The 22,859-nt window shown below is 70.6% G+C and carries 10 protein-coding genes; 6 read left to right on the plus strand and 4 right to left on the minus strand.

What is annotated here, in order from left to right; genetic code table 11:
• The 6 genes from ACLQ22_RS30600 to ACLQ22_RS30625 all read left to right on the plus strand — a co-directional run bounded on the left by ACLQ22_RS30600 (position 1) and on the right by ACLQ22_RS30625 (position 19,811).
• A complete protein-coding gene (locus ACLQ22_RS30600; protein ID WP_425695363.1) occupies positions 1-12,609 on the plus strand; it encodes an amino acid adenylation domain-containing protein in 12,609 nt (4,202 codons plus the stop codon).
• A gap of 52 nt (positions 12,610-12,661) precedes the next feature.
• Positions 12,662-14,212 carry an AMP-binding protein gene (locus ACLQ22_RS30605; protein WP_425695364.1) on the plus strand — a complete coding sequence of 517 codons (1,551 nt, stop codon included), beginning with the start codon at positions 12,662-12,664 and terminating at the stop codon, positions 14,210-14,212.
• Between the two features lie 83 nt (positions 14,213-14,295).
• Entirely contained in the window at positions 14,296-16,347 is a 2,052-nt protein-coding gene (locus ACLQ22_RS30610) for a glycosyltransferase (protein ID WP_425695365.1), read from the plus strand.
• The gene (locus ACLQ22_RS30615; RefSeq protein ID WP_425695366.1) at positions 16,344-17,114 is read left to right on the plus strand and encodes an alpha/beta hydrolase; all 771 of its coding nucleotides are present in this window, start codon (positions 16,344-16,346) and stop codon (positions 17,112-17,114) included. Before ACLQ22_RS30610 ends, ACLQ22_RS30615 begins: the two co-directional genes overlap by 4 nt.
• A 105-nt stretch (positions 17,115-17,219) precedes the next feature.
• A complete protein-coding gene (locus ACLQ22_RS30620; RefSeq protein ID WP_425695367.1) occupies positions 17,220-18,380 on the plus strand; it encodes a lactate 2-monooxygenase in 1,161 nt (386 codons plus the stop codon).
• 156 nt (positions 18,381-18,536) lie between these two features.
• Positions 18,537-19,811 carry an MFS transporter gene (locus ACLQ22_RS30625; protein WP_425695368.1) on the plus strand — a complete coding sequence of 425 codons (1,275 nt, stop codon included), beginning with the start codon at positions 18,537-18,539 and terminating at the stop codon, positions 19,809-19,811.
• Between the two features lie 85 nt (positions 19,812-19,896).
• Here ACLQ22_RS30625 and ACLQ22_RS30630 read toward each other — a convergent pair whose 3' ends face one another.
• From ACLQ22_RS30630 to ACLQ22_RS30645, 4 genes are read right to left on the minus strand one after another with little or no spacing between them, the layout of a single operon-like run.
• Positions 19,897-20,589 (minus strand): hypothetical protein, encoded by a 693-nt coding sequence (locus tag ACLQ22_RS30630; protein ID WP_425695369.1) that lies wholly within the window; start codon positions 20,587-20,589, stop codon positions 19,897-19,899.
• The gene (locus ACLQ22_RS30635; RefSeq protein WP_425695370.1) at positions 20,586-21,323 is read right to left on the minus strand and encodes a hypothetical protein; all 738 of its coding nucleotides are present in this window, start codon (positions 21,321-21,323) and stop codon (positions 20,586-20,588) included. Before ACLQ22_RS30635 ends, ACLQ22_RS30630 begins: the two co-directional genes overlap by 4 nt.
• Positions 21,299-21,973, minus strand: a complete 675-nt coding sequence (locus tag ACLQ22_RS30640) for an ABC transporter ATP-binding protein (RefSeq protein WP_425695371.1) — start codon at positions 21,971-21,973, stop codon at positions 21,299-21,301. Before ACLQ22_RS30640 ends, ACLQ22_RS30635 begins: the two co-directional genes overlap by 25 nt.
• Complete coding sequence (locus ACLQ22_RS30645) at positions 21,970-22,845, minus strand: phytanoyl-CoA dioxygenase family protein (protein WP_425695372.1); 876 nt, start codon at positions 22,843-22,845, stop codon at positions 21,970-21,972. The genes ACLQ22_RS30640 and ACLQ22_RS30645 overlap by 4 nt, the downstream gene beginning before the upstream one ends.
• Positions 22,846-22,859 lie beyond the last annotated feature (14 nt).

Below are 22,859 nucleotides of genomic sequence, written 5' to 3' on the forward strand. Positions count from 1 at the left end.
TTGGGGGATCTGGTCGGGTGTTTCCTGAACACGGTGGTGGTGCGGGTCGATACGTCGGGGGATCCGAGTTTTCGGGGGTTGTTGGGGCGGGTGCGGGAGGCGAGTCTGGGTGCGTTCGCGCATCAGGATGTGCCGTTCGAGCGGGTGGTGGAGGTGGTGAATCCGCCACGATCGGCTGCGCGTAACCCCCTCTTCCAGATCATGCTCCACGTCGAGGACGACGATCGGGTGCCGCTACGGCTGGGCGACGCCGTCGCCACCGACCATTCCCGGGGCCCGCAGCGTGGGACGCTGGACCTCGCCGTCAACCTCCGCTGCGGTCGCACCCCCCAGGGGGAACCGGGGCCTCTCACCGCCGAGGTGGAGTTCGCACTCGACCTGTTCGACCCGCCCACCGCCCGACAACTCGTCGAGCGCCTCGCCCGGGTGCTCCGGGCGGTCGCGGCACAGCCCGACCGGCGCATCAGCCAGATCCCCGTACTCGGCCGTGAGGAACGGGAGCGGCTCCTGGGGCAGGGCACCGGGGCCCTCCCCGATCCGGCTGCCTTCGCCGACCGGAGCCTGCAGGATGCGTTCCGGCGGCAGGCCGCCCGTACCCCTGAGGCGGTCGCCGTCCGCTGCGGCGACCGCAGCCTCACCTACCGGGAGCTGGACGAGCGATCGAATCGGCTGGCCCATCGGCTGCGCGCCGCGGGCGTGGGGCCCGAGCGGCCCGTGGCGACCCTGCTGGACCGGACGGTGGACCTGGTGGTCGTGCTGACGGCCATCCTCAAGGCGGGCGGCTTCTACGTTCCGCTGCACCACGCCTCGCCGCAGGACCGGATGCAGTGGGTGCTCACCGAGTGCGGCGCCGACGTGCTGGTGACCGACGAGGTGATGCGCGAGCGCGGCATCCCCGTCGCCGGTTGCGTCATCTCGATCGACGACCCGGACCTGACCGGGTTCCCGGCCACCGACCCGGAGGTCGCCGGTTACCGCGACCAGCTCGCCTACGTCATGTACACCTCCGGGTCGACCGGTGAGCCGAAGGGCGTCGCGGTCACCCACGGCGACGTCTTCGAGCTGATCAGCGACTCGATCTTCACGCCCGGCGATCACGACCGGGTGCTGCTGCTGACCCCGTACGAGTTCGACCCGTCCACCTACTCCTTCTGGTACCCGCTGCTGCACGGCGGAACGGCCGTGATCGCACCCGAGGCGGACCTGACCGTGGAACGGCTCGCGCGACTGATGCGGCGCGAGCGGATCACCGGTGTCGACGTGACCGCCGGCCTGTTCCGGGTCATGGCGGAGGAGTACCCGAAGTGCTTCGCCGACGTCCGGGTGGTGATCACGGGCGGGGACGTCGTCTCTCCCGTAGCTGTCCGCCGGGTGTTGGAGCACTGCCCCGGTCTGCTCGTACGTAGCAACTACGGCCCGACCGAGACCACCCTCTTCGCTACTTCCGCCCCATGGCGCCGCGCGGAGGACGTGCCGACCCCGGTGCCGATCGGCCGCCCGCTCGACGGCATGTGCGCCTACGTGCTCGACCCGTCCCTGGCCCCCGTGCCGAACGGCGTCGTCGGCGACCTCTACCTCGCCGGCTCCGGACTGGCTCGCGGATACCTGGGGCGGCCGGACCTGACCGCGGAACGATTCGTGGCGAACCCCTTCGGGCCAGCTGGTACCCGGATGTACCACACCGGGGACCGGGTCCGCTGGACCGCGGATGGGTTGCTCGACTTCGTCGGGCGGGCGGACGGGCAGGTGAAGATCCGTGGCTTTCGCATCGAACTGTCGGAGATCGAGTCCGTGCTGGCCGAGTTGCCGGGGGTCCGCCAGGTCGCGGTGTCGGCCCGTGAGGACCAGCCGGGCGAGAAGCGGCTGGTGGCGTATGTGGTGGGGGACGGTGACCTGGACGACGCCCTCGAGCGGCAGGCCCGGCGACGACTGCCGGAGTACATGGTGCCCTCCGCCGTGGTCCGGCTGAGCCGGCTCCCGCTGACCGCCAACAACAAGGTCGACCACCGGGCTCTGCCGGCGCCCGCGCTCTCCCCGCGCGGCGAGATTCGGCCGCCGCGCACCACGACCGAGGCAGTGCTCTGCGAGCTCTTCACCGACCTGCTGCCGGTCGACCGGGTGGGCATCGACGACAACCTCTTCGAGTTGGGTGGGCACTCGCTGCTGGCGACCCGCCTGGTCTCGCGGATCCGTGCCGCCTTCAGGTGTGAGCTGGCGGTCCGCGCGGTGTTCGAAGCCCCCACCCCGGCCGGCCTGGCGGTGCTCGTGGACGAGGCGCCGGCGGCACGTCCACCGCTGCTTCCCGCACCGCGCCCCGAACGGATACCGCTCTCCTACGCTCAGCGCCGACTCTGGTTCCTCAACCGACTGGAGGAACGGTCCGCGGCTTACACGCTGCCTCTCGCGGTCCGCCTGACCGGGCCGCTCGACGCGGCGGCGCTGGAGACCGCACTGCAGGACGTCGTCGCCCGGCACGAAAACCTGCGGACGGTCTTCCCCGAGGTTGACGGCCACCCCTGTCAGGTGGTCCTCGATGCCGAGCAGGCCCGCCCCGCGCTGCCGGTGGAGCGGGTCGACGACGTTCGGCTGGCGCTGCGCCAGGCCGTCGGGGCCCGCTTCGACCCGACCGTCGACGTGCCGCTGCGGGCCCGCCTGTTCACCGACGGATCCGACGAGCACACACTGCTGCTGATCCTCAACCACATCGGCAGCGACGGCTGGTCGATGCGCCCGTTGGCCCGGGACCTGCGTCACGCGTACACCGCCCGGCTGGACGGGAGGGCTCCAACGTGGGCCCCGCTGCCCGTCCAGTACGCGGACTACACCCTGTGGCAGCAGCTGATGCTCGGCGCCGAGGAGGACCCGGCCAGTCTCGCCCACCGCCAGCTCGACTACTGGCGCCGCAACCTCGACGGCTGTGTCGAGGAGCTCGAGCTGCCCACCGACCACCCGCGTCCCGGTGTCGCCAGCTACCGCGGCGGTCGGTTGCCGCTGTCCGTCCCACCGTCGACGCACCGCAGGCTGGTGGAGCTGGCGCGGGCCACCAACACCACCGTCTTCATGGTGCTGCACGCCGCCCTCGCCACCCTGCTGCACCGGCTCGGTGCAGGCACCGACATCCCCATAGGTACGCCGGTCGCGGGACGCACCGACGCCGCGCTCGACGACCTGGTCGGCTTCTTCGTCAACACGCTGGTGCTCCGCCTCGACCTCGGTGGAGATCCGACCTTCGCCGAACTGCTGGACCGGGTGCGCCATACCGACCTGGCCGCGTACGAGCACCAGGACGTGCCCTTCGAGCGGGTCGTGGAGGCGGTCAACCCGAGCCGGTCGCTGGCGCGCAATCCGCTCTTCCAGGTGATGCTGGAGGTCAGCGTCGAGTACGACCGTTACCACGTCGACCTGCCCGACCTGGACTGCGCCGCGCAGCCGTTGGACACCGGGAGTGCCCTGTTCGATCTGCTGTTCACCTTCGACGAGCGGTATCTGCCGGACGGCTCGCCGGCCGGACTGAGCGGGGCGCTCGAATACTCCACCGACCTGTTCCGGCTGGACACCGCCCAGCTGCTTACCGACCGGTTCCGGGCGGTGCTGGAGCGGCTCGTCGCCCGGCCCGAGCAGCCGCTGTCCGAGGTGGACCTCTTCCTCGACGGCGAACGCGACCAGGTGATGGGCGGCTGGCACGGTGACCGGGTCGAACTGCCCCGGTTGCCACTGCCGGAGCTGCTCGCGCGTCAGGTGAGGCGGACCCCCGACGCGGTGGCGGTGCGCGCGCACGACGGACAGCTCACCTACCGTGAGCTGAACGAGCGGGCTAACCGCCTGGCTCACCTGCTGCTCGCGGACGGGATCGGGCCGGGCTCCTTCGTCGGCGTGGCCCTTCGGCACAGCAGCGAGCTCGTGGTCACGTTCCTGGCGGTGATCAAGGCGGGTGCTGCCTACCTGCCGATCGACGTCACCTATCCGCAGGACCGGATCCGCTTCATCCTGGACGACACCCGTCCGACAGTGCTGCTGACCACGGACGCCGATGCCCGGACCCTGCCAGGTCGGGTGTGGACCCTGGACGGGCCGGAGTTCCAGACCCGGCTCGGCGCCTTCCCCGGACACGACCCCGTGGACGCGGACCGGCCGTCACCGGTCACCTGGGAGACGCCCCACTACATGGTCTTCACCTCCGGGTCCACCGGTCGGCCCAAGGGCGTGCTGGTGCCGACCCGTGTCCTCATCAACGAGGTGGCCTGGAACTCGAGCGTCATCCCCTGCGAGCCCGGCTCCCGCATCGCGCAGTTCGGCTCGGTGGGCTTCGACACCTCCGAGTACGAGATGCTGATGGCCCTGCTCACCGGGAAGACGCTCTGCGTACCGGACGAGAACACCCGGCTTGACCTGGCCCGGTTCGCCGCGTGGCTGGACCGGGAGAAGGTCACTGAGTTCAACGCCCCGGACCTGGTCATCGCCGCCGTCTACGAGGCGGCTCTCGAGCAGGGACTCCGTCTGGACTCGTTGCGGCACGTCATCCAGGGCGGCGAGGCACTGCAACTGACCGCCCGGGTCCGGGAGTTCCATGCCGCTCGTCCGGCCCTGACCCTGCACAACCAGTACGGCCCGTCGGAGACGCATTTCGTCACCGGCACGCCGCTGCCGGCCGCGGTGGCGGACTGGCCGTTGACCCCGTCGATCGGCGCTCCGATCTGGAACAGCCGGATATACGTCCTGGACGAGCAACTCCGGCCGGTGCCGGTAGGGGTGCCGGGTGAGTTGTACATGGCCGGGGACTGCCTCGCTCACGCCTACCACAACCGCCCCGATCTGACCGCTGCGCGCTTCGTCGCCGACCCGTTCGGTCAGCCGGGCGACCGGATGTACCGGAGCGGCGACCTCGGCCGCTGGCGCCCGGACGGCACCCTGGACTTCCTCGGCCGGCTCGACGACCAGGTGAAGATCCGCGGCGTCCGGATCGAGCTCGGCGAGCTGAACGCGGTGCTGGCGACCCACCCGGGGGTGGCGCAGGCCGCGACGGTCGTGCGGCAGGACCGCCCCGGGGACAAGCGGCTCGTCGCGTACGTCGTCCCGGCGCCGGACGCGTCGGCCCCGTCCGCCGCGGACCTGCGCCGGCACGTCGGCGCGGCGGTCCCGGAGGCAGTGGTGCCGGCGGCGTTCGTGACGCTCGACGCGCTCCCGATCAACTCCAACGGCAAACTCGACCGGCGTGCCCTGCCGGCTCCCGACTACCGCGCGGCGAGTGTCGAGAGCCGGCAGCCGGCCAACCAGCAGGAGCAGCTCCTCTGCGACCTCTTCGCCGAGGTGCTCGAGGTCGACACCGTTGGCGTCGACGACGACTTCTTCGCGCTGGGCGGACACTCGCTGCTGGTCACCCGGCTGATCTCCCGGGCCCGGGCCGCCATGGGCCGTGAGTTCTCGGTACGCCTGGTGTTCGAGGCGTCGACACCGGCGGCACTCGCGCGGCGGCTGGGGGATGCGACCCGTGCCCGTCCGCCGCTGACGGCGGGCCCGCGTCCGGCGCAGGTACCGATGTCCTACGCGCAGCAGCGGCTCTGGTTCCTCAACCAGTTGGAGGGGCCGAGCGCCACCTACAACCTGCCGGTGACCTGGCGGATCCGAGGTCCCCTCGACCTGGCGGCGCTGACGGCGGCGCTGACCGACGTGGTGGCCCGCCACGAGAGTCTCCGCACTGTGCTGCGCGAGGTCGACGGGCGGCCGGTGCAGGTCGTGCTGCCCGCGGGGCCGGTGCCGGTGCACCGGACCGGATGTGCCGAGTCCGAGGTCGACGAGGTGCTGCGCACCATCTTCGGCCACGCCTTCGACCTCTCCGGTGAGCCGCCCATCCGGGTCAGCCTGGTCTCCGTGGCGGACACCGACGACCACCTGCTGGTGATCCTGCTGCACCACGTGGTGGGTGACGGCTGGTCGATGCGGCCACTGGCGCGGGACCTCGCCGAGGCGTACCGGACCCGGGCACCGCAGTGGGCACCGCTGCCGGTGCAGTACGCGGACTACGCGTTGTGGCAGCGGGAGATGCTGGGTTCCGAGGACGATCCGAGCTCGGCGGTGAGCCGGCAGCTGCGCTACTGGACGCGGGCCCTGGCGGACCTGCCGGTCGAGTTGGACTATCCGACCGACCGGCCCCGTCCGGCGGTCGCCTCCGGCCGGGGTGAGGCGTTCGTCCAGGACCTGGGCACGGAGCTGCACGAGCGGATGAACGAACTCGCCCGGGTCACCGGCACCACCCTCGCCATGGTGTCGCACGCCGCCATGGCCGCCGTTCTCAGCCGGGCCGGCGCGGGCACGGACATCCCGCTGGGGACCCCGGTCGCCGGCCGGGCGGACGATGCCCTGGACGGGCTCATCGGGTTCTTCGCGAACACCCTGGTCATGCGCATCGACACCGCCGGCGACCCCACCTTCCGGGATCTGCTGGCCCGGGTGCGGGACACCAGCATCGCCGCGTACGAGCACCAGGACGTGCCATTCGAACGGATCGTCGAGGTGCTGAACCCGCCACGGTCCGCCGGTCGCAACCCGCTGTTCCAGATCATGCAGCAGGTCAGCTTCGACGCTACGGCGATCCCGGACCTGCCCGGGCTCGACGTCGAGGAGCTCCCCGCGCATCTGGACGCCGCCCGGTTCGACATCTCGATGATGCTGCATGCGCAGACCGTGGCGGGACGCCCCGGGCCGATGTCGGCCATCGTGCGCTACGCCGCCGACCTGTTCGACGCGTCGAGCGTCCGCCGGCTGATCGCCCGACTGGTGCGGGTGCTCGAAACCGTGACCGTAGACCCCGATCAGCCGATCAGCGCGATCGAACTGCTCGACGAGGAGGAGCGGGCCCGGCTGGTGCGGCAGGGCACGGGTGCCGCGCCGGCGAGCCGCGCGGCCGCGCCCCGGACTCTCGCGGAGGCGTTCCGGCAGCAGGTGGATCGCGTGCCGGAGGCCGTCGCGGTGCACTGCGCGGGGCACACCCTGACCTATCTCGAACTCGAGGATCGGGCCGACCGGCTCGCACACCACCTGCTCTCGGCGGGTATGCGTCCGGGGCAGCCCGTGGTCGTGCTGCTGGAACCCTCCGTCGGGGCGGTGGCCGCCACGTTGGCGGTCCTGAAGGTCGGCGGATGGTGCGTACCCCTGCTGCCGCACGCCGCTCCCGCGCAGCTGCGGTCCGTACTGCACCGGTACGGTGCCCGGCTGCTGCTGGCGGATCAGGCGGTGGACGGTTCACTGGCGCACGACGGCGTGGTCGTGGTGCGCATCGACGACGTCGGGCCGGGCGAGCCGCACACCACAGACCCCTGCGACGTCGCCGATGCCGGGCAACCCGCGTTCGTCACGGCGCCCACGACCGCGCGACCGACCGTGCTCACCCACCGGGACGTCGTCGACCTGGTGGCGGATCCGATCTTCACCCCGTCGGTCCACGGGCGGCTGCTCACCGTGACGCCGTACGGATTCGAGCCGTTCAGCCACGGTCTCTGGTATCCGTTGCTGCACGGCGGCACCGCCATCCTGGCCGGCACGGAGGATATGACAGCCGAGTCGATCGGCTGGCTCGTGGAGGACGAGGCGGTGACCGCCGTGGACCTGCCGGCGGGCCTGTTCGCGGCGGTGGCCGAACAGCAGCCGGAGTGCCTGTCACGGGTCGCCGAGGTGATGGTTCGCGGTCCGGTGCCGCCCGCCGACGCCGTCCAGCGGGTGCTCGAACATTGCCCGGGCCTCCAGGTGCGCACCTACCACGGCCCGGACGGCGCTCCGCTGACCTTGTCGGCGACCTGGCAGCGGGGGATGGACGTGCCGGTGCGGGCGCCGCTCGGCCGGCCCCGCGACGGGGTCGCCGCGTACGTGCTCGACGACACGCTCGCCCTCGCCCCGGACGGTGTGGTCGGGCAGCTGTACCTTGAGGGATCTCGTCTGCCGCGCGGCGGCCCGTCCCTCGGTGGTCCGGACGACGACGTCCGCCTGCCCCACTCCGGGGACCCGATCGGCACACCGGCCCACCGCACCGGCGATCGGGTTCGCTGGAACTCGGCTGGTCTGCTCGAATATGTCGGCGACCCCGAGACGATCGTTCGGCTCGGGGGTCGGTACGTCGACCTTCGCGAGGTCGAGGCGGCGCTCGCCGCCTGCCCGGCTGTCGCCGACGTCGCCGTCACCGTCGCCGACGTCCGCGCCGGCGAGCGGCAGCTGGTCGCCTACGTCGTCGTGCGGGAGGGAGGCGAACCGGCCACGCTGCACGAGCACGCCGGGCGCCTGCTGCCACGGCACCTCGTTCCCGGTGCCGTGGTGACCCTCGACGAGCTGCCCCGCACCGCCGCGGGCGGCCTGGACCACACCCGGCTGCCCCAGCCGGACAGCGCCGTCGCCGTTGCGGACGGCGGACCGGTCAGCGCCGAGGAGGAGATCCTCTGCGGCTTGTTCGCGGAGGCCCTCGGGGTGGACGCGGTCGCTGCCGACGACAGCTTCTTCGCCCTCGGTGGGCACTCGTTGCTCGTCACGCACCTCGTGTCGCTGATCCGCGGGGCGTTCGACTGCGAGGTCACGGTGCGCGCGGTATTCGAGGCTCCGACGCCGGCCGAGCTGGCCCGGCTGCTGGACACGGCCGCTCAGGCCCGGCCCGCCCTGACCTCGCGTGACCGCCCCGCCCGGCTGCCGATGTCGTACGCGCAGCAGCGGCTGTGGTTCCTGCACCAGATCGAGGGTCCGAGTGCCACCTACAACATGCCGTTCATCTATCGACTCTCGGGTCCGCTCGACGTGGACGCGCTGGAACTGGCGTTCTCCGACGTGGTGGCACGCCACGAGGTGCTGCGGACGCTGCTGCAGGAGGTCGACGGGCAGCCGGTTCAGGTGGTGCTGCCCGCCGCCCCGCAGCGGCTGCGGCGGTTGCGCAGCGCCGAGGCGACGCTCGGGGACACGTTGCAGGAGGCGGTCGAATACACCTTCGATCTCGCGGCGGAGCCCGGGGTGCGAGCCAGCCTGATCGCCCTGGAGGACTCCGAGGACCACGTGCTGATGATCCTCTTCCACCACAGTGCCACCGACGGCCTGTCCGCCGGACCGTTCGGGCGCGACCTTTCGGTGGCGTATGGGGCGCGGTTGGAGGGTGGGGTGCCGGGGTGGGCGCCGTTGCCGGTGCAGTACGGGGATTTCGCGTTGTGGCAGCGGGAGGTGCTGGGTTCGGAGGGTGATCCGGATTCGGTGGTGTCGCGGCAGTTGGGTTATTGGGCGGGGGTGTTGGCGGGGTTGCCGGTGGAGGTGGATCTGCCGGTGGATCGGCCGCGTCCGGTGGTGGGGTCGGGGCGTGGTGCGGGTTTCGTGGAGCGGTGGGATGCGGGTTTGCATGCGGGGTTGGTGGAGTTGGCGCGGTCGTGTCAGGCGACGGTGTCGATGGTGGCGCATGCGGCGTTGGCGGTGGTGTTGACGCGGTTGGGGGCGGGTGAGGATGTTGTGGTCGGGACGCCGGTGGGTGGGCGTTCGGATGGGGTGTTGGGGGATCTGGTCGGGTGTTTCCTGAACACGGTGGTGGTGCGGGTCGATACGTCGGGGGATCCGAGTTTTCGGGGTTTGTTGGGGCGGGTGCGGGAGGCGAGTCTGGGTGCGTTCGCGCATCAGGATGTGCCGTTCGAGCGGGTGGTGGAGGTGGTGAATCCGCCGCGATCGGCTGCGCGTAACCCCCTCTTCCAGATCATGCAGCAGGTCATCTTCACCGGCGCGTCCAGCCTGGAACTGCCCGCCGTACGGGCCGAGCGGCTGACGGCGTTCCAGCAGCGGGAGAAGTTCGACCTGTCGCTCACCCTGTTCGTCGGCTCTGCGCCGGACGGCCAGCCGGGACCGGTGGAGGCCTTCGTCCGCTACGCGGTCGACCTGTTCGACGAGCCGACCGTCCGCAGGATGGTCGATCGCCTACACCGGGTGCTCGCATCGGTAGTGGTCGACCCCACGCTGCCACTCAGCGCCATCGACATCCTCGCCCCCGAGGAGCGGACCCAGGTGCTGACCGGATGGAACGACACCATGGTCGAGCCGCCGCCGGCTCGGTCCGTCGTGTCGCTGTTCGAGCGGCAGGCGGCGCGGACACCGGCCGCCACGGCCCTGGTCTGCGACGGCACGCGCATGTCCTACCTGGAACTCGACGACCACGCGAACCGGTTGGCCCGCCTCCTGGTCAGGAAGGGCGTGGGGCCGGAGACGGTGGTCGGACTGTGCCTGCCGCGCGGGGCGGACATGGTGACCTCGATCCTGGCCGTGTGGAAGGCCGGGGCGGCCTACCTGCCGGTCGACCCGGCCCATCCCGCCGAGCGGACCGCGTTCCTGCTGGCCGACAGCGGCGCCGCGGTGCTGGTGGGCAACCGGGCGGACCTGCCCGAGGGGCCGACGCCGGTCCTGGCGCTGGACGACCCGTTCACGCTCACCACCCTCGCCGCAGCGCCGCACGGCCCTCTCGGCGTGCCGGTGGCCGCCGGTGGACTGGCGTACGTGATCTACACCTCCGGCTCGACCGGTCGCCCGAAGGGGGTGGCGGTGACGCACGGATCACTGGCCAACTATGTGACCTCGGTGTCCGAGCGGCTCGGACTGGGCCAGCCGGGCAGCCGGTACGCCCTGCTCCAGCCGCAGGTCACCGACCTGGGCAACACACTGCTGTACGCGAGCCTCGTCACTGGCGGTGAGCTGCACGTGCCCGACGCCGACACGGCGACCGACCCGGTGGCGGTCGCCGCCTACCTGGCGGCGCACCGGATCGACCACGTGAAGCTGGTCCCGTCGCATCTCGCGGCGCTGGCAGCGGAGAACGGTGTCGGGCCGGTGCTACCGGCCGAGTCGCTGATCCTGGGCGGCGAGGCGGCCTCGCCGGAACTGGTGCGGGCCGTCCTGGCGGTCGCCGGCGAGCGGAGGATCCACAACCATTACGGACCGACGGAGGCCACCGTCGGCGCGGTCACCGGCAGGCTGACCTCGGATGCGCTGGGCGGCGGGCAGGTGCCGATCGGCACGCCGATCGGCAACACACGGGTCTACGTCCTCGACGCCACGCTCGAGCCGGTTCCGCCCGGCGTGACCGGTGAGCTCTACATCGCCGGGGAGGGCCTGGCCCGGGGCTACGTCGGGCGTCCCGGCCTGACCGCCGAACGTTTCGTAGCATGCCCGTTCGAGACGGGCGGCCGGATGTACCGGAGCGGGGACCGGGTCCGCTGGACCGCGGACGGTCAACTGGTGTTCGTCGGCCGAGCCGACGAACAGGTCAAGATCCGGGGCTTCCGGGTCGAGCCCGGCGAGGTACGGGCCGCCCTGCTGACCCACCCCGAGGTGGCGCAGGCGGCGGTCGTTCCTCGTGCGGACGTCCCGGGAGACGTCCGGCTGGTGGCGTACGTGGTGCCGGCCGACGGCGCGCGCGAGGGGCTGCCCGGGCTGGTCCGCCGGTTCCTCGGCCAGCGGCTGCCCGCGCATCTGGTCCCAGCCGCCGTGCTGGTCCTCGATGACCTGCCGCTGACCGGCAACGGCAAGCTGGACCACCGGGCACTGCCGGCGCCGGACTACGCCGGCGGCCCCACTTCCGACCTGGTTCCCACCACGCTTCAGGAGCAGCTGATCTGCGACCTGTTCGCGGAGGTGCTCGGGGTGCACCAGGTCGGGGTCGAGGAGAACTTCTTCGACCGAGGCGGTCACTCGTTGCTGGCGACCAGGCTCGTCACCCGGATCCGCGCGACCTTCGACACCGGCCTTTCCGTCCGTGCGGTCTTCGAGGCGCCGACCCCGCGCCAGCTGACGCGGTACCTGCTGACCGGCGGCCTGCGGCAGGCGTTCGACGTGGTGTATCCGATTCGGGCCGAGGGCACCCGGACCCCGCTGTTCTGCATGCACTCCGGCGGCGGCTTGAGCTGGGTGTACAGCGGTCTGCTGCGACACCTGGATCCCGACATCCCGCTCTACGGCATCCAGTCGGTGGCCATGGCGAGCACCGGTCGTCGACCGGGCAGCGTGGAGGAGATGGCCCGGGAGTACGTCACCCACATGAGAGCCGTGCAGCCGTCCGGGCCGTACCAGGTCATCGGGTGGTCGCTGGGGGGCGTTCTGGCGCACGAGGTCGCCGTGCAGCTCCAGGAGGCCGGCGAGGAGGTGTCCCTGCTGGGGATCCTCGACACGAACATGGTGTTTGACCCGGACGCCGTCGGCACGCCGGTGCCCGAGGAGCACCTGCGGTACGAGCCCGGTGACCCGGCGACCATGGCCGAGGAGATTCGGCAGTTGGCCGGTGGCACGGTGCCGACACTCAACCTGTTGCACGGCGACGAGCAGCGGCTCGCCCTCAGCGCCTACCACTACCACCGGCAGGTCCGACGCCGTCACGTGCCCCGGGTGTACCGGGGGGATGTCCTGTTCTTCCGCGCGACCGCCGACAAGGGCGAGCCCATCCCCGCCCGGAGCACGTGGGGCCCGTACGTCGACGGCGGCTTCGAGGAGATCCACATCGCCTGCACCCACTACCAGTTGCTGGCCATGGCACCCCTGGTGTCGATCGGACCGGCGCTGTCCCGGGAGCCGCTCGCCACCATCGGCGAGGCCCTGGACAAGGCGCTGCGCTCGTCGTGACGCACCACCACCCCCGACAACCGCCACCGGGCCTGACCGCCAGGAGGACACGATGCTGACAGACCACCCGGACCCGACGACTTCTACGACCAGTCCGGCGACCCTGGAGGCCCGGCTACGCGCCGCTGCGATCCGGGTGGGCGAGGCGCCGGCCCTCCTCGGCTCCACCGGGGTCCTGGCCACCCACCACGACCTGCGCCGGATCCGGGACGGGGCGCGCTCACGACTGCGGGATGCCGGTGTGACGGGCCAGGACCGCGTTGGCATGGTCATGGGCCGTGACTGGCGCATGGCGCTGTCCCTGACCGCCGCCATGTCGGCGTGCGCGGTGGCGCCGCTCGACCCGGGCCTTGCCGATCGCGAGCTGAGGGACTACCTCGTGCGGCTCCGTCCGCGCGCGGTCCTGGCCGACGCCGAGAACGCACCCCGGCTGCGGTCCCTGCTCGGTGCGGACACCCCGATCCTGTCCTGGTCGGTCGACGAGCTGGACGGCTCGGCGGAGGATGACCCGCGCGCGGCCGACGACCCGGCGCTGCTGCTCTTCACCTCCGGCACGACGGGCGTCCCGAAGGTCGCCCAGATCACCCAGGGCAATCTCTCCGCCGCGGCGGACAGCGTCGCGAAGACGCTGCGGCTGGACGCGGGGGACCGCGCTCTGAACGCGATGCCGCTGCACCACGCCCACGGCATCCTCACCGGTCTGCTGGCCCCGCTGGTGAGCGGGGGCAGCACGAGTTGCGTTCCGCTGACCACCCAGGAGGCGTTGCTCGAGCTCATCCGTGCGGCGGCGCCGACCTGGTACTCGGCGGCACCCGTGGTGCACCACACCATGCTGGCCATGATCCGCAGCCTTCCCGCGATCGCCGACGAGCTGCGCCTGCGCGTGGTCCGGTCGACCTCGTCCGCCCTCCCGGTTCCACTGCTGGAGCGGCTGGAGGAGACGCTGGCGGTGCCGGTGGTGGAGGCGTACGCGCTGACAGAGGCCCCGGGCCAGGTCGCCAGCAACCCGCTGGACGGTCCGCGCAAGCCGGGCACGGTGGGCCTCCCGCAGGACTCGGCGATCGTCCTGCGGACGGCGGCGGGAGAGCTGACCGATGCGCCGGGCAGCACGGGCGAGGTCCTGATCCGTAGCGCGAACGTCATCGCCGGCTACCTCGACGTCCCGGCCGGGGAGCAGCCCTTCCTCGACGGCTGGCTCTGCACCGGGGACCAGGGAGCCTTCGACGAGGACGGCTATCTGACCCTGCGGGGAAGAACCGCCAACATCATCAACCGTGGCGGCGAGAAGATCTCCCCGACCGAGATCGAAACCGTGCTCGCCACCCACCCCGCGGTACGCGAGGCGGCGGCCTTCGGTCGGCCGCACCCGACCCTCGGCGAGGAGACGGCGGCAGCGGTGGTGTTGCGTGCCGGAGCCTCGGCGACCGAGGACGAGCTGCAAACCTTCGCCACCGCACGACTGGCGTCCTACAAGGTGCCGGTCCAGATCCATTTCCTGCCGGCCCTGCCCCGCAACAGCGTGGGCAAGGTCCTGCATCGCCGGCTGCGGGACCTGGCAAGCCGCGCGGCGACCGGTCGGGGACACCGACCGTCCCCCCGATGACCAGGGCTGCCCGCCCTCGACCCGGCCGGCGGACACCACCCGTCCTCCGCCGGTCCGACCCACTCACCATCCTGGGAGCGCACATGACCTCTGGCCTGTTCCACCACACCTGGACGGACCGTCGTAGGGACGAGCCCGCGGAGGTCACGCTTCGCAGCCCCCTGTTGCAGCTGCACATGACGTCCGACGTCGACCCGCTGCGCGTGGAGCAGATCGAGCGGGCGCGCGCCGTGCTGAAACTCCGGGACGAGGCGGTGGCGGGCCGTGTCGACGTGACCGCCGTGCCCGACGCGCAGCGGGAGGTGGTCGAGGCGTTCCTCGCCGGACGGGCTCGCTTCCCCGAGGCCCAGCGCCGACCACTCACGGATGCTGCCCGCTTCGTGGCGGAGGGACGGGACGTCTTCCTCGTCATCAAGTTCATGGACGAGGCGCCCCACATCGAGGCCACTCTGCGGTCCCTGCTGCACCAGAAGGACGTCGACCTGGGGCGTGTGGTGATCCTCGCGGTCGACAACAACTCCACCGACGGCTCCGACCAGATCGTCAAGCGGATCAGCGCCGCTAACGACGGGCCGGTACGGATCATCTACGTCAACCAGGCGCAACCGGGCGCCGGCCACGCCGCCCGACTCGGCATGGACACCTGCATCGCGACCGTGCGGGAGATGTGCCTCATCGACGGTGACTGGAGCCGGCTGCAGAGAGCCGTCATCGCGGTGTCCGACGGGGACACCGTCTACCACCCGCACGTTCTGCGGGAGCTGTTGCGGGTGTTCGAGGAGAGCCCGACCGTCGACGGTGTCATGCCCTTCCTCACCTACAAACTCACCGCGGCGCTGCGGCTCTTCGCCGATTACGTGCCGGCGTATCCGGACAGCTTGGCGCGCGACGCCGACCTGTCGGCGGTCGTCGACGTGCCGGTCGACCTCTCTACCGAGCTGGCCTTCGCCGAGCTGCCCCGCCACGCCAGGGAGGTCGCCGGGGAGCGCGCGCGGCTGCGCGTGCGGGGTGCCGGTGCGATCGACGTGCCGCTGAGCAGCCGCGACGGACACGGGCGACGGTTCGGCGTGCTCCGCGACGCCGGCGGCCGGCTCGCGTACCTGCTGGAGGACCGGACCCTCGTGCTTGCGGAGGCGCCCGTGTCCGGCGACGACGCGGCACTGACGTTTCTCGAGAACGGCGGCGTCCGGGCCGACGAGAAGTGGCGCTGGCACGCCGTGATCGGTCACGACATTTTCCTGTCCTGGCTCTTCGCCGGAATGGGCGCTCCGGAGGAGATGATCTATCCCGACACGAGCGACGCCCTCAAGGCGTTCCGGGTCTGGGCTGCCGCCATCGGCGGCCAGCACCAACTACGCCGTCCCGGGCTGCGCATCGTCACCGGGAGCGACTACCAGTCGGGCCGGGTGCTCCAGGCCGTCGGCTGCACGGTGCGCCTCGCCTCCGCCGTGGCGTGCGCGCAGACCGAGACGGATCGTTTGATCAAGATGGCCCGGAACCTGATGAAGAGCCAGGCGGTCTTCTACGGCAACACCCGCGACTCGATGATCGAGCGGGCCAGCGGGCTGTACGTACACATGACCCGCATCCAGGGTGACATCGAGAACGAGGTGCGGTCGTACGACGACCGAGACTTCTGCCGGAACATCTTCCCTGAGCGGGTGCTCTTTCCGCTGCGGTGGATGTTCCAGAACGCGGTCCGGTTCTACGCCCATGACGAGCCGCAGGCACAGGGCGTCGTCCGCGAGCGGTTCCTCGAGACGGTCTTCGGGGAGCGCGCGGCCGACGTGGAGAAACGCTGGTTCAGCGCCGAAGTCCTGGAATCGATCCGAACGGCCTCGCACGATGAGCGGCCCGACCTGGCCGAGCGGATCGCGGAGCAGATCATCGCCGAGCACTACGACGACATCCTCGCCTGCTACCAGCGGACACTGCGTGACTACTTCCGCGCCGAACGGATGCCGGCGAGCAGTTACGAGTGGCTGCTCGACGAGGTCGATCAGTCGCGCAACGCCATGCGGGAGGCACCGCCGGAAATCGATCCCTCCGCCGTGTGGGACGGGCAGGAGTTCGTGATCGACATTGAGCGCGGTCAGGTGGTACGGATGAACAGCGACCGGGAGACGGCGTCTTGAGAATCGACCTCTGGGACGGGCCGGTGCCCCACGGTGTCGGCCCGGACGAGGACGTTCCCCACCTCGACATCCAGCTGCCGCCGAAGGAACAGGCCACCGGCGCCGGGATGTTGGTCCTGCCCGGCGGTGCCTACACCTTCCTGTCGGAGAAGTCCGGTGTGCAGTACGCGCGGTGGCTGGCGACCGAGGGGATCGCCGCCGCCGTGGTGAACTTCCGTCTGGGGTCGGCGGGCCACCGCTACCCGGCGCTGCTGGCGGATGCCTGGCGGGCACTGGCCGTGCTGCGGGCACGGGCGGACGAGTGGGGACTGGATTCCGAGCGGATCGGTGTCATCGGATCGTCCGCCGGGGCTCATCTCGCCTCGATGATGCTGACCGGCGAGGGGCCGCCCGGCCCGCAGGAGGCCCGGCCCGCGCTCGGCGTGCTGTGCTATCCGGTGATCTCGATGAACGATCCGCTCGCACACGCCGAGACGAGGAGGAACTTCCTCGGCGAGCTGGCCGGTGACGAGGAGCATCGACGGCGCTTCTCCGCGGAACTGCGGGTCGACGACCGGGTACCTCCATGCTTCGTCTGGCACACCCTCGACGACGACGAGGTGACGGCCCGGAACGCGACGGCCTTCGCCGGTGCGCTGCACGACGCCGGACTCAGCTGCGAGTTGCACATCTACCAGTCCGGCCCGCACGCCCTGGGTCTCGCCCGGAACACCGGCCTGAACTGGACCACCGACTGCGTGCGCTGGCTACGGCACAACGGCTTCTGATACCGGCCGCCGATGACATTGCTCCACTCACACTCGACGGGACGGCATGACACCGCGCCCTCCGGCTCGTACGACTCTCGTCCAGCCCGCGGAAGGCAGGCCCCTGTGAACCATGCTGACTTTCAGTTCGAGATCTACCGCGCGGGGCTGTGCGACGGTCCTCCGCGGTATCCGGTGGACGTGGCGGGTCTCCAGCAGGCGGCACGCGAAGCACTGGACGACAGTGCCTACTGGTACGTCGCAGGATCCTGCGGCACCGGTGACACCGCCGCGGCCAACTGCGCCGCCTTCGGGCGCTGGCGGATCGTCCCCCGGATGCTGCGGGCGGCCGACGTCCGCGATCTGCGTACCGAGCTGTTCGGCCGGACCTATCCGACACCACTCGTTCTCGCCCCGGTCGGCGTTCAGTCGATCGTCCATCCGGAGGGAGACCTCGCCACCGCGCGTGCGGCCGCATCCCTGGGGATCCCCATGACGCTGAGCACGGCCGGCTCGTTCAGCATCGAGGAGGTGGCGGAGGTAGCCGGCCCGCGGTGGTATCAGCTCTACTGGCCGCATGACGACGAGGTCACGCTGAGCCTGCTCGAACGGGCCGCCAAGGCCGGGTACGAGACACTCGTCGTCACGCTGGACACTTGGACGCTCGGGTGGCGTCCACACGACCTGAACCGCGCCTACCTGCCGTTCCTGCGGGGCAACGGGCTGGCCACCCCCTTCTCCGACCCGGTGTTCCGGTCCCGGCTGGAGCGACCGGTGGAGGAGGACGTGCGGGCCGCGATCGAGGCGTGGATCCCGATGTTCAACGGTCGCGCCCACACCTGGCCGGAGCTGGCGCTGCTGCGCGACAACTGGGACGGGCCGATCGTGCTCAAGGGCATCCAACACGTCGACGACGCGCTGCGCGCCGTGGACGCGGGCATGGACGGCATCGTCGTCTCGAACCACGGCGGCCGGCAGATCGACGGTGCCGTCGCGTCGCTCGACGCGCTGCCGGGGATCGTCGCAGCGGCCAGCGACCGGCTCAGTGTGCTGTTCGACTCCGGAGTTCGTAGCGGCTCGGACGTGTTCAAGGCCCTGGCTCTCGGTGCCCGGGCAGTGCTGCTCGGCCGCCCCTACGTCTGGGGCCTGGCCACCGGCGGTGAGGCGGGGGTGCGGCAGGTCGTGCGGAGTCTGCTGGCCGAGCTGGACCTCACTCTGGGACTGGCCGGCTTCGTCTCGCCGGCGGAACTCGACCCGTCGGTGCTCGTGAAGGCTGAGCCGCGCTGACCGGAACTTCCGCCTCCGATGCAAGAACTTTAGCAGAGCCGGACATTTCCTGGCATCGGGTAACGGGCCGATTCACCCGACACAGATACACATCTACATTGGCCGAGTTGTCAGAAGGAAGGAACGGGGTCTGTGACGACATCGCAATACGAATCCGTGGAGCAGTCAGGTGACGGAGCGGAGAACGGCGGGAAGAAACCGACGAAGCCGTGGCTGATCCGGCGTGGGCTGGTACCTGAGTCGCGTCCGCAAAAGATTCTCGCGCTCGCGACGTTCGTCAACATGATCGGCAGCGGCGTCTTCATGGTCAGCGCGGCGCTGTACTTCACTCGCGTCGTCGGGCTTCCGCTGGCGCAGGTGGGTCTGGGTATGGGCCTCGCAGCCGGAGCCGGCCTCTTCGCCGGCGTGCCCGTCGGTCACCTCGCTGACCGGCGAGGCCCGCGGGAGGTGTACCTGTGGATGCTCGTCATCCAGGGGGTCGCGATGGCGATGCTCGTCCTGGTGCAGTCCTTCTGGCTGGTCCTGGTAGCGCTCTGCGTGGGTGAGCTCGCGCGTTCCGCGGGCGGCGCGGCTCGCGGTCCCCTCGTCCGCGGAGTGGGCGGCGCCGAGCTGACGCGCTACCGCGCCTACCTCCGATCCGTGGCGAACCTCGCCGGCAGCTGCGCCGCCGTGGCCGCAGGATTCGCGGTCCAGCTCGACAGCCGGCCCGCCTATCTCGCCCTGGTGCTGGGAAACGCCCTCAGCTTCGTGGCCAGCGCGGCCATCATCGCCGCGCTGCCGTCGCTGCCGCCGGTGCCCGCACCACCCAAGGCCAGCCGGTGGGCGGTCCTGAAGGACCGGGGATACGTGGCGATCACCGCCCTCGACGGCATCATGTCGATCCATCACCAGGTGCTGCTGTTCGCCCTGCCGCTCTGGATCGTCGGTCATACCGACGCGCCTCGCTGGCTGGTCGGCGCGGCCGCGCTGGTGAACACCGCCCTCGTGGTGCTGCTCCAGGTGCGGGCCAGCCGCGGGGTCGACGACAGTACCGCCGCCGGCCGGGCGATGCGCCGTTCCGGAGTGGCGTTCTTCCTGGGGATGGCGGCCATGGCCCTGGCCGCGGGGTTGCCCACCTGGCTCGCCCTGGTCGGCATCGTCGTCGGCATCTTCGTGCACACCGTCGGTGAGCTGTGGCACACCGCCGGCTCGCTGGAGCTGCGGTTCACGCTCGCGCCCGCGCACGCCCAGGGGCAATACATGGGCCTGTTCGGCTTCGGTTCCGGGTTGGCGAACGTCATCGCACCGTCGGTTCTGGTGCTCTTCTGCATCAGCTGGGGGGTGCCCGGGTGGCTGGTGCTGGGCGGTGTCTTCCTCGTGGTGGGCGCGGTGACTCCGTCCGTGGTGCGCTGGGCGGAACGGACCCGCCAGTACGCGGAGCAGCCCGCTTAGAACTCGGGCGGGATTGACCGCCGGGAGGTCTCCGGTGCCGGTTCGTCGATCTGCCGGACCGGGCACCGGGACCTCCCGGACGGGGTCAGCGCGCGAAGAACGGCTGCCGGCGGGGGAGGCGGCCCCAGTACGCCAGCGCCATTCCCAGAACCGCCAGGCAGGCCAGGCGCACCCACTCCGCGCCGAACTCCCCGCGCAGGGAGAAGCCGCCCGGGAAGAGCAGCCGGAATCCCGAGGTGTCGTTGCCGAAGAAGGGGCCCGGGCCGAAGCCGAGTACCCAGATGATCACGTTGAGGAAGTTGTTGACCGCCTTCTCGTGCCGGAAGCCGATGCAGAATCCGAGTGCCGATCCGACCAGGATGAACACCACCAGCATCAGCAGGGCGGTCAGCACGTGCTGCCAGCGGTCGGCGGCGGACGACAGCGAGATCAGTACGACGAAGAACACCAGCGGCACGACGCATTCGACGGTCGCGCTGACGAGCCGCGTCGGCCACAGCCAGGATGGCCGTAGCAGATAGCTCTCACCGAGGCCGGCGAAGAGTTCGACCTCCCATGTGCCGACGGCAGCGCTCAGAGCCAGCAGGGGGATGAAGTAGACGTACTGGTCCGCGAGCAGGTCGACGTCCAGGGACCTGCCCTTCGCCGTCGTGAACACGGCGGCGAGCAGCAGGACGTTGAGCAGGTTCAGCGGACCGACCCGCAGGAGATACTGCGTCAGGCCCTCCTGACGGATCCGGTTCCGCAGGACGAGGGTGGCCATGTTCCAGCTGTTCACCGGGTCTCCGCCCCATCTGTGAGGTTGTCCTCGACACGGCTCATCAGCCGGCCTCCCAGCACCTTCCAGAGGACCCCGGTCCAGGCCGCGGTGACCGCCGTGAAACCTGCGAGCGCCGCAGCTGCGGCATACGGACCCGAGGCGTCGACGAGCCGGAGGATCCAACCGCTGGGCAGGATCAGCGCGACCAGATCGGAGCCGGTGAACGGCAGCACGGACAGCCCCACGATCAGCAGCGCGAGCCGCAGCCACGGCACCACCCCGATGGGCGCCTTGAACTGGCACAAGATCAGCGTGGACTGGTAACAGACAGCGGTAAGCGACACATAGGCCATGAGGATGACCAAGAGGCTGCGTGCGCCGATGAGCTCCGGGAACCGCGCGTACGCCGCCAGGAACGGCACGACGATCGCCGGCGACGAGACGATGGCTGAGGCCGCGGCTCGGATGAGCAGCAGGGTGGGCATCGGCACGGCGCCGAGCACCACCTTCTCGACGGTGCCGTACCGGAACTCGTTCTGCACGCTCGACATCGCCGACAGCAGCACGATGGCCGTACAGGTCAGCAGCGACGCGCGGGTGGCGAGCACGAGCGCCTCGGTCGGCGTCTCCGCCGTCCGGTACAGCGCCAGCGCCAGCAGGACGGTCTGAATGGTGATGCCGATCAGGAACGAGGACGTCGCGAGCCGGTCGATCCACTGGACCCGGATCAGGAAGATTGCGAACTTGAACACGTCACTGTCCCGTCGACGAGGCGAATCGTGCGGTCGACCACTCGGGAGAGGAAGTCGGCGTCGTGGCTCACGACCACCCGGGCCACCCGGCCGCCCGCCTCAGTCAGCAGGACCTGTAGCAGCGCCATGCCGTCGGCATCGAGACCGTTGGTGGGCTCGTCGAGGATCCAGACCTCCGCGGGCTCGAACAGGACGGCGGCCAGGTGCAGCCGCTGTCGCATCCCCAGAGAGAAGCGTGAGTAGTTGACATCCATGCTTTCCGCAAGCCCCACCCGGTCGAGCAGAGCCGCGATCTCCCGGCGGGACAACATCCGCCCCTTCATGCCGGAGAAGAACCGGAGGTTCTCGGCCGCCGTGAGGCGCGGATAGAAGCCCTGGGGAGCCCCGCTGCAATAGTTCAACGCGGCCCGGTAAGACCGCAGGCTCGCCTGGACGGGCGTACCCCGGAAGAGGACCCGGCCGCGGGTCGGGCGCAGCAACGTCGCGAGGACCTTGAGTAGCGTGCTCTTCCCGGAGCCGTTGCTGCCCACGATGCCGATCGCCTCCCCGGCCGCCACACTGAGCGAGACGCTGTGCAGCACGTCACCCCTGGCCTTCGTGGCATGCGGGTAGCGGTATCCGACGTCGTGCAGTTCAAGGAGCGCGGTCATGAGGACAGATTCCGCTCGAGCCAGGTGGACCGCTTGCGCAGCTCCAACGGCACGTGTGGACCGTACGGACCGTCGTCACCGCTCTCCCCGGCGCGGGGCGCGAACAACGGCACATCCTCGCCGGGCAGCTTGATGAGGTGGTTCGGATGGCGGTAGTCGCGCATCAGGATCCGGCGAGTGCGACCAAGCCCGGCCAGGAAGGAGGGGGCACTGTGCTCCCGGTCGCTCGTGACGATCCACGTGGGGCCGTACTCCAGGAACATGTTCAGGCGGGTGACGTCGCTGTTGTTCTCAGCGACGCGGTGCCACAGCCCGCCCCACATCAGGGTCATCGCTCCGGCCCGGACGGTGAGGTTCACCTCCTCGGGGTGCGGCTCATGGGTGTGGTAGGTCGACAGGTGCGGGCGGCGGTGGCTACCCGGAACGTAGGTCAGGTTTCCCATCTCGCCATGCGGCAGATCGGTGAGCCAGTAGCCCACCTTGATGCGTAGCGGTGCCTGCTCCGCGAAGACCTGGAACGGTACCGAGCGTGGGCCGTCGAAGTGCCACTTGTTGCGGATGGCCTGTCCGGGTGGGCGGCGGAAGTATTCACTGCGCAGCAGTTTCAACATCTCGCCGTACACGTCGTAGACGTAGCCCACGTGTGCCGGGTGATCGATCATCTCGGCGAAGCGCGGATCGGTCTCGACGATATTCCACGCGGTGGCCTCGGGAGCCTCCCGCACCGCCGCTGTCAGGCGTGCGATCTCGGACCGGTCGAGAGCGTCCTCGATCACGAGGATGCCGTCGGCGGCGAACGTGTCCCAGGCTTCCGTGGTGAACCCGGCGGGCGCCGGGGCGATCGGCTCAGCTGCGGTCGTCGGTGAAGTCACGGCTGCTCTCGCTC

Origin of the sequence: Micromonospora sp. DT178 (assembly GCF_049841695.1) — a bacterium.
Lineage (GTDB): Bacteria > Actinomycetota > Actinomycetes > Mycobacteriales > Micromonosporaceae > Micromonospora.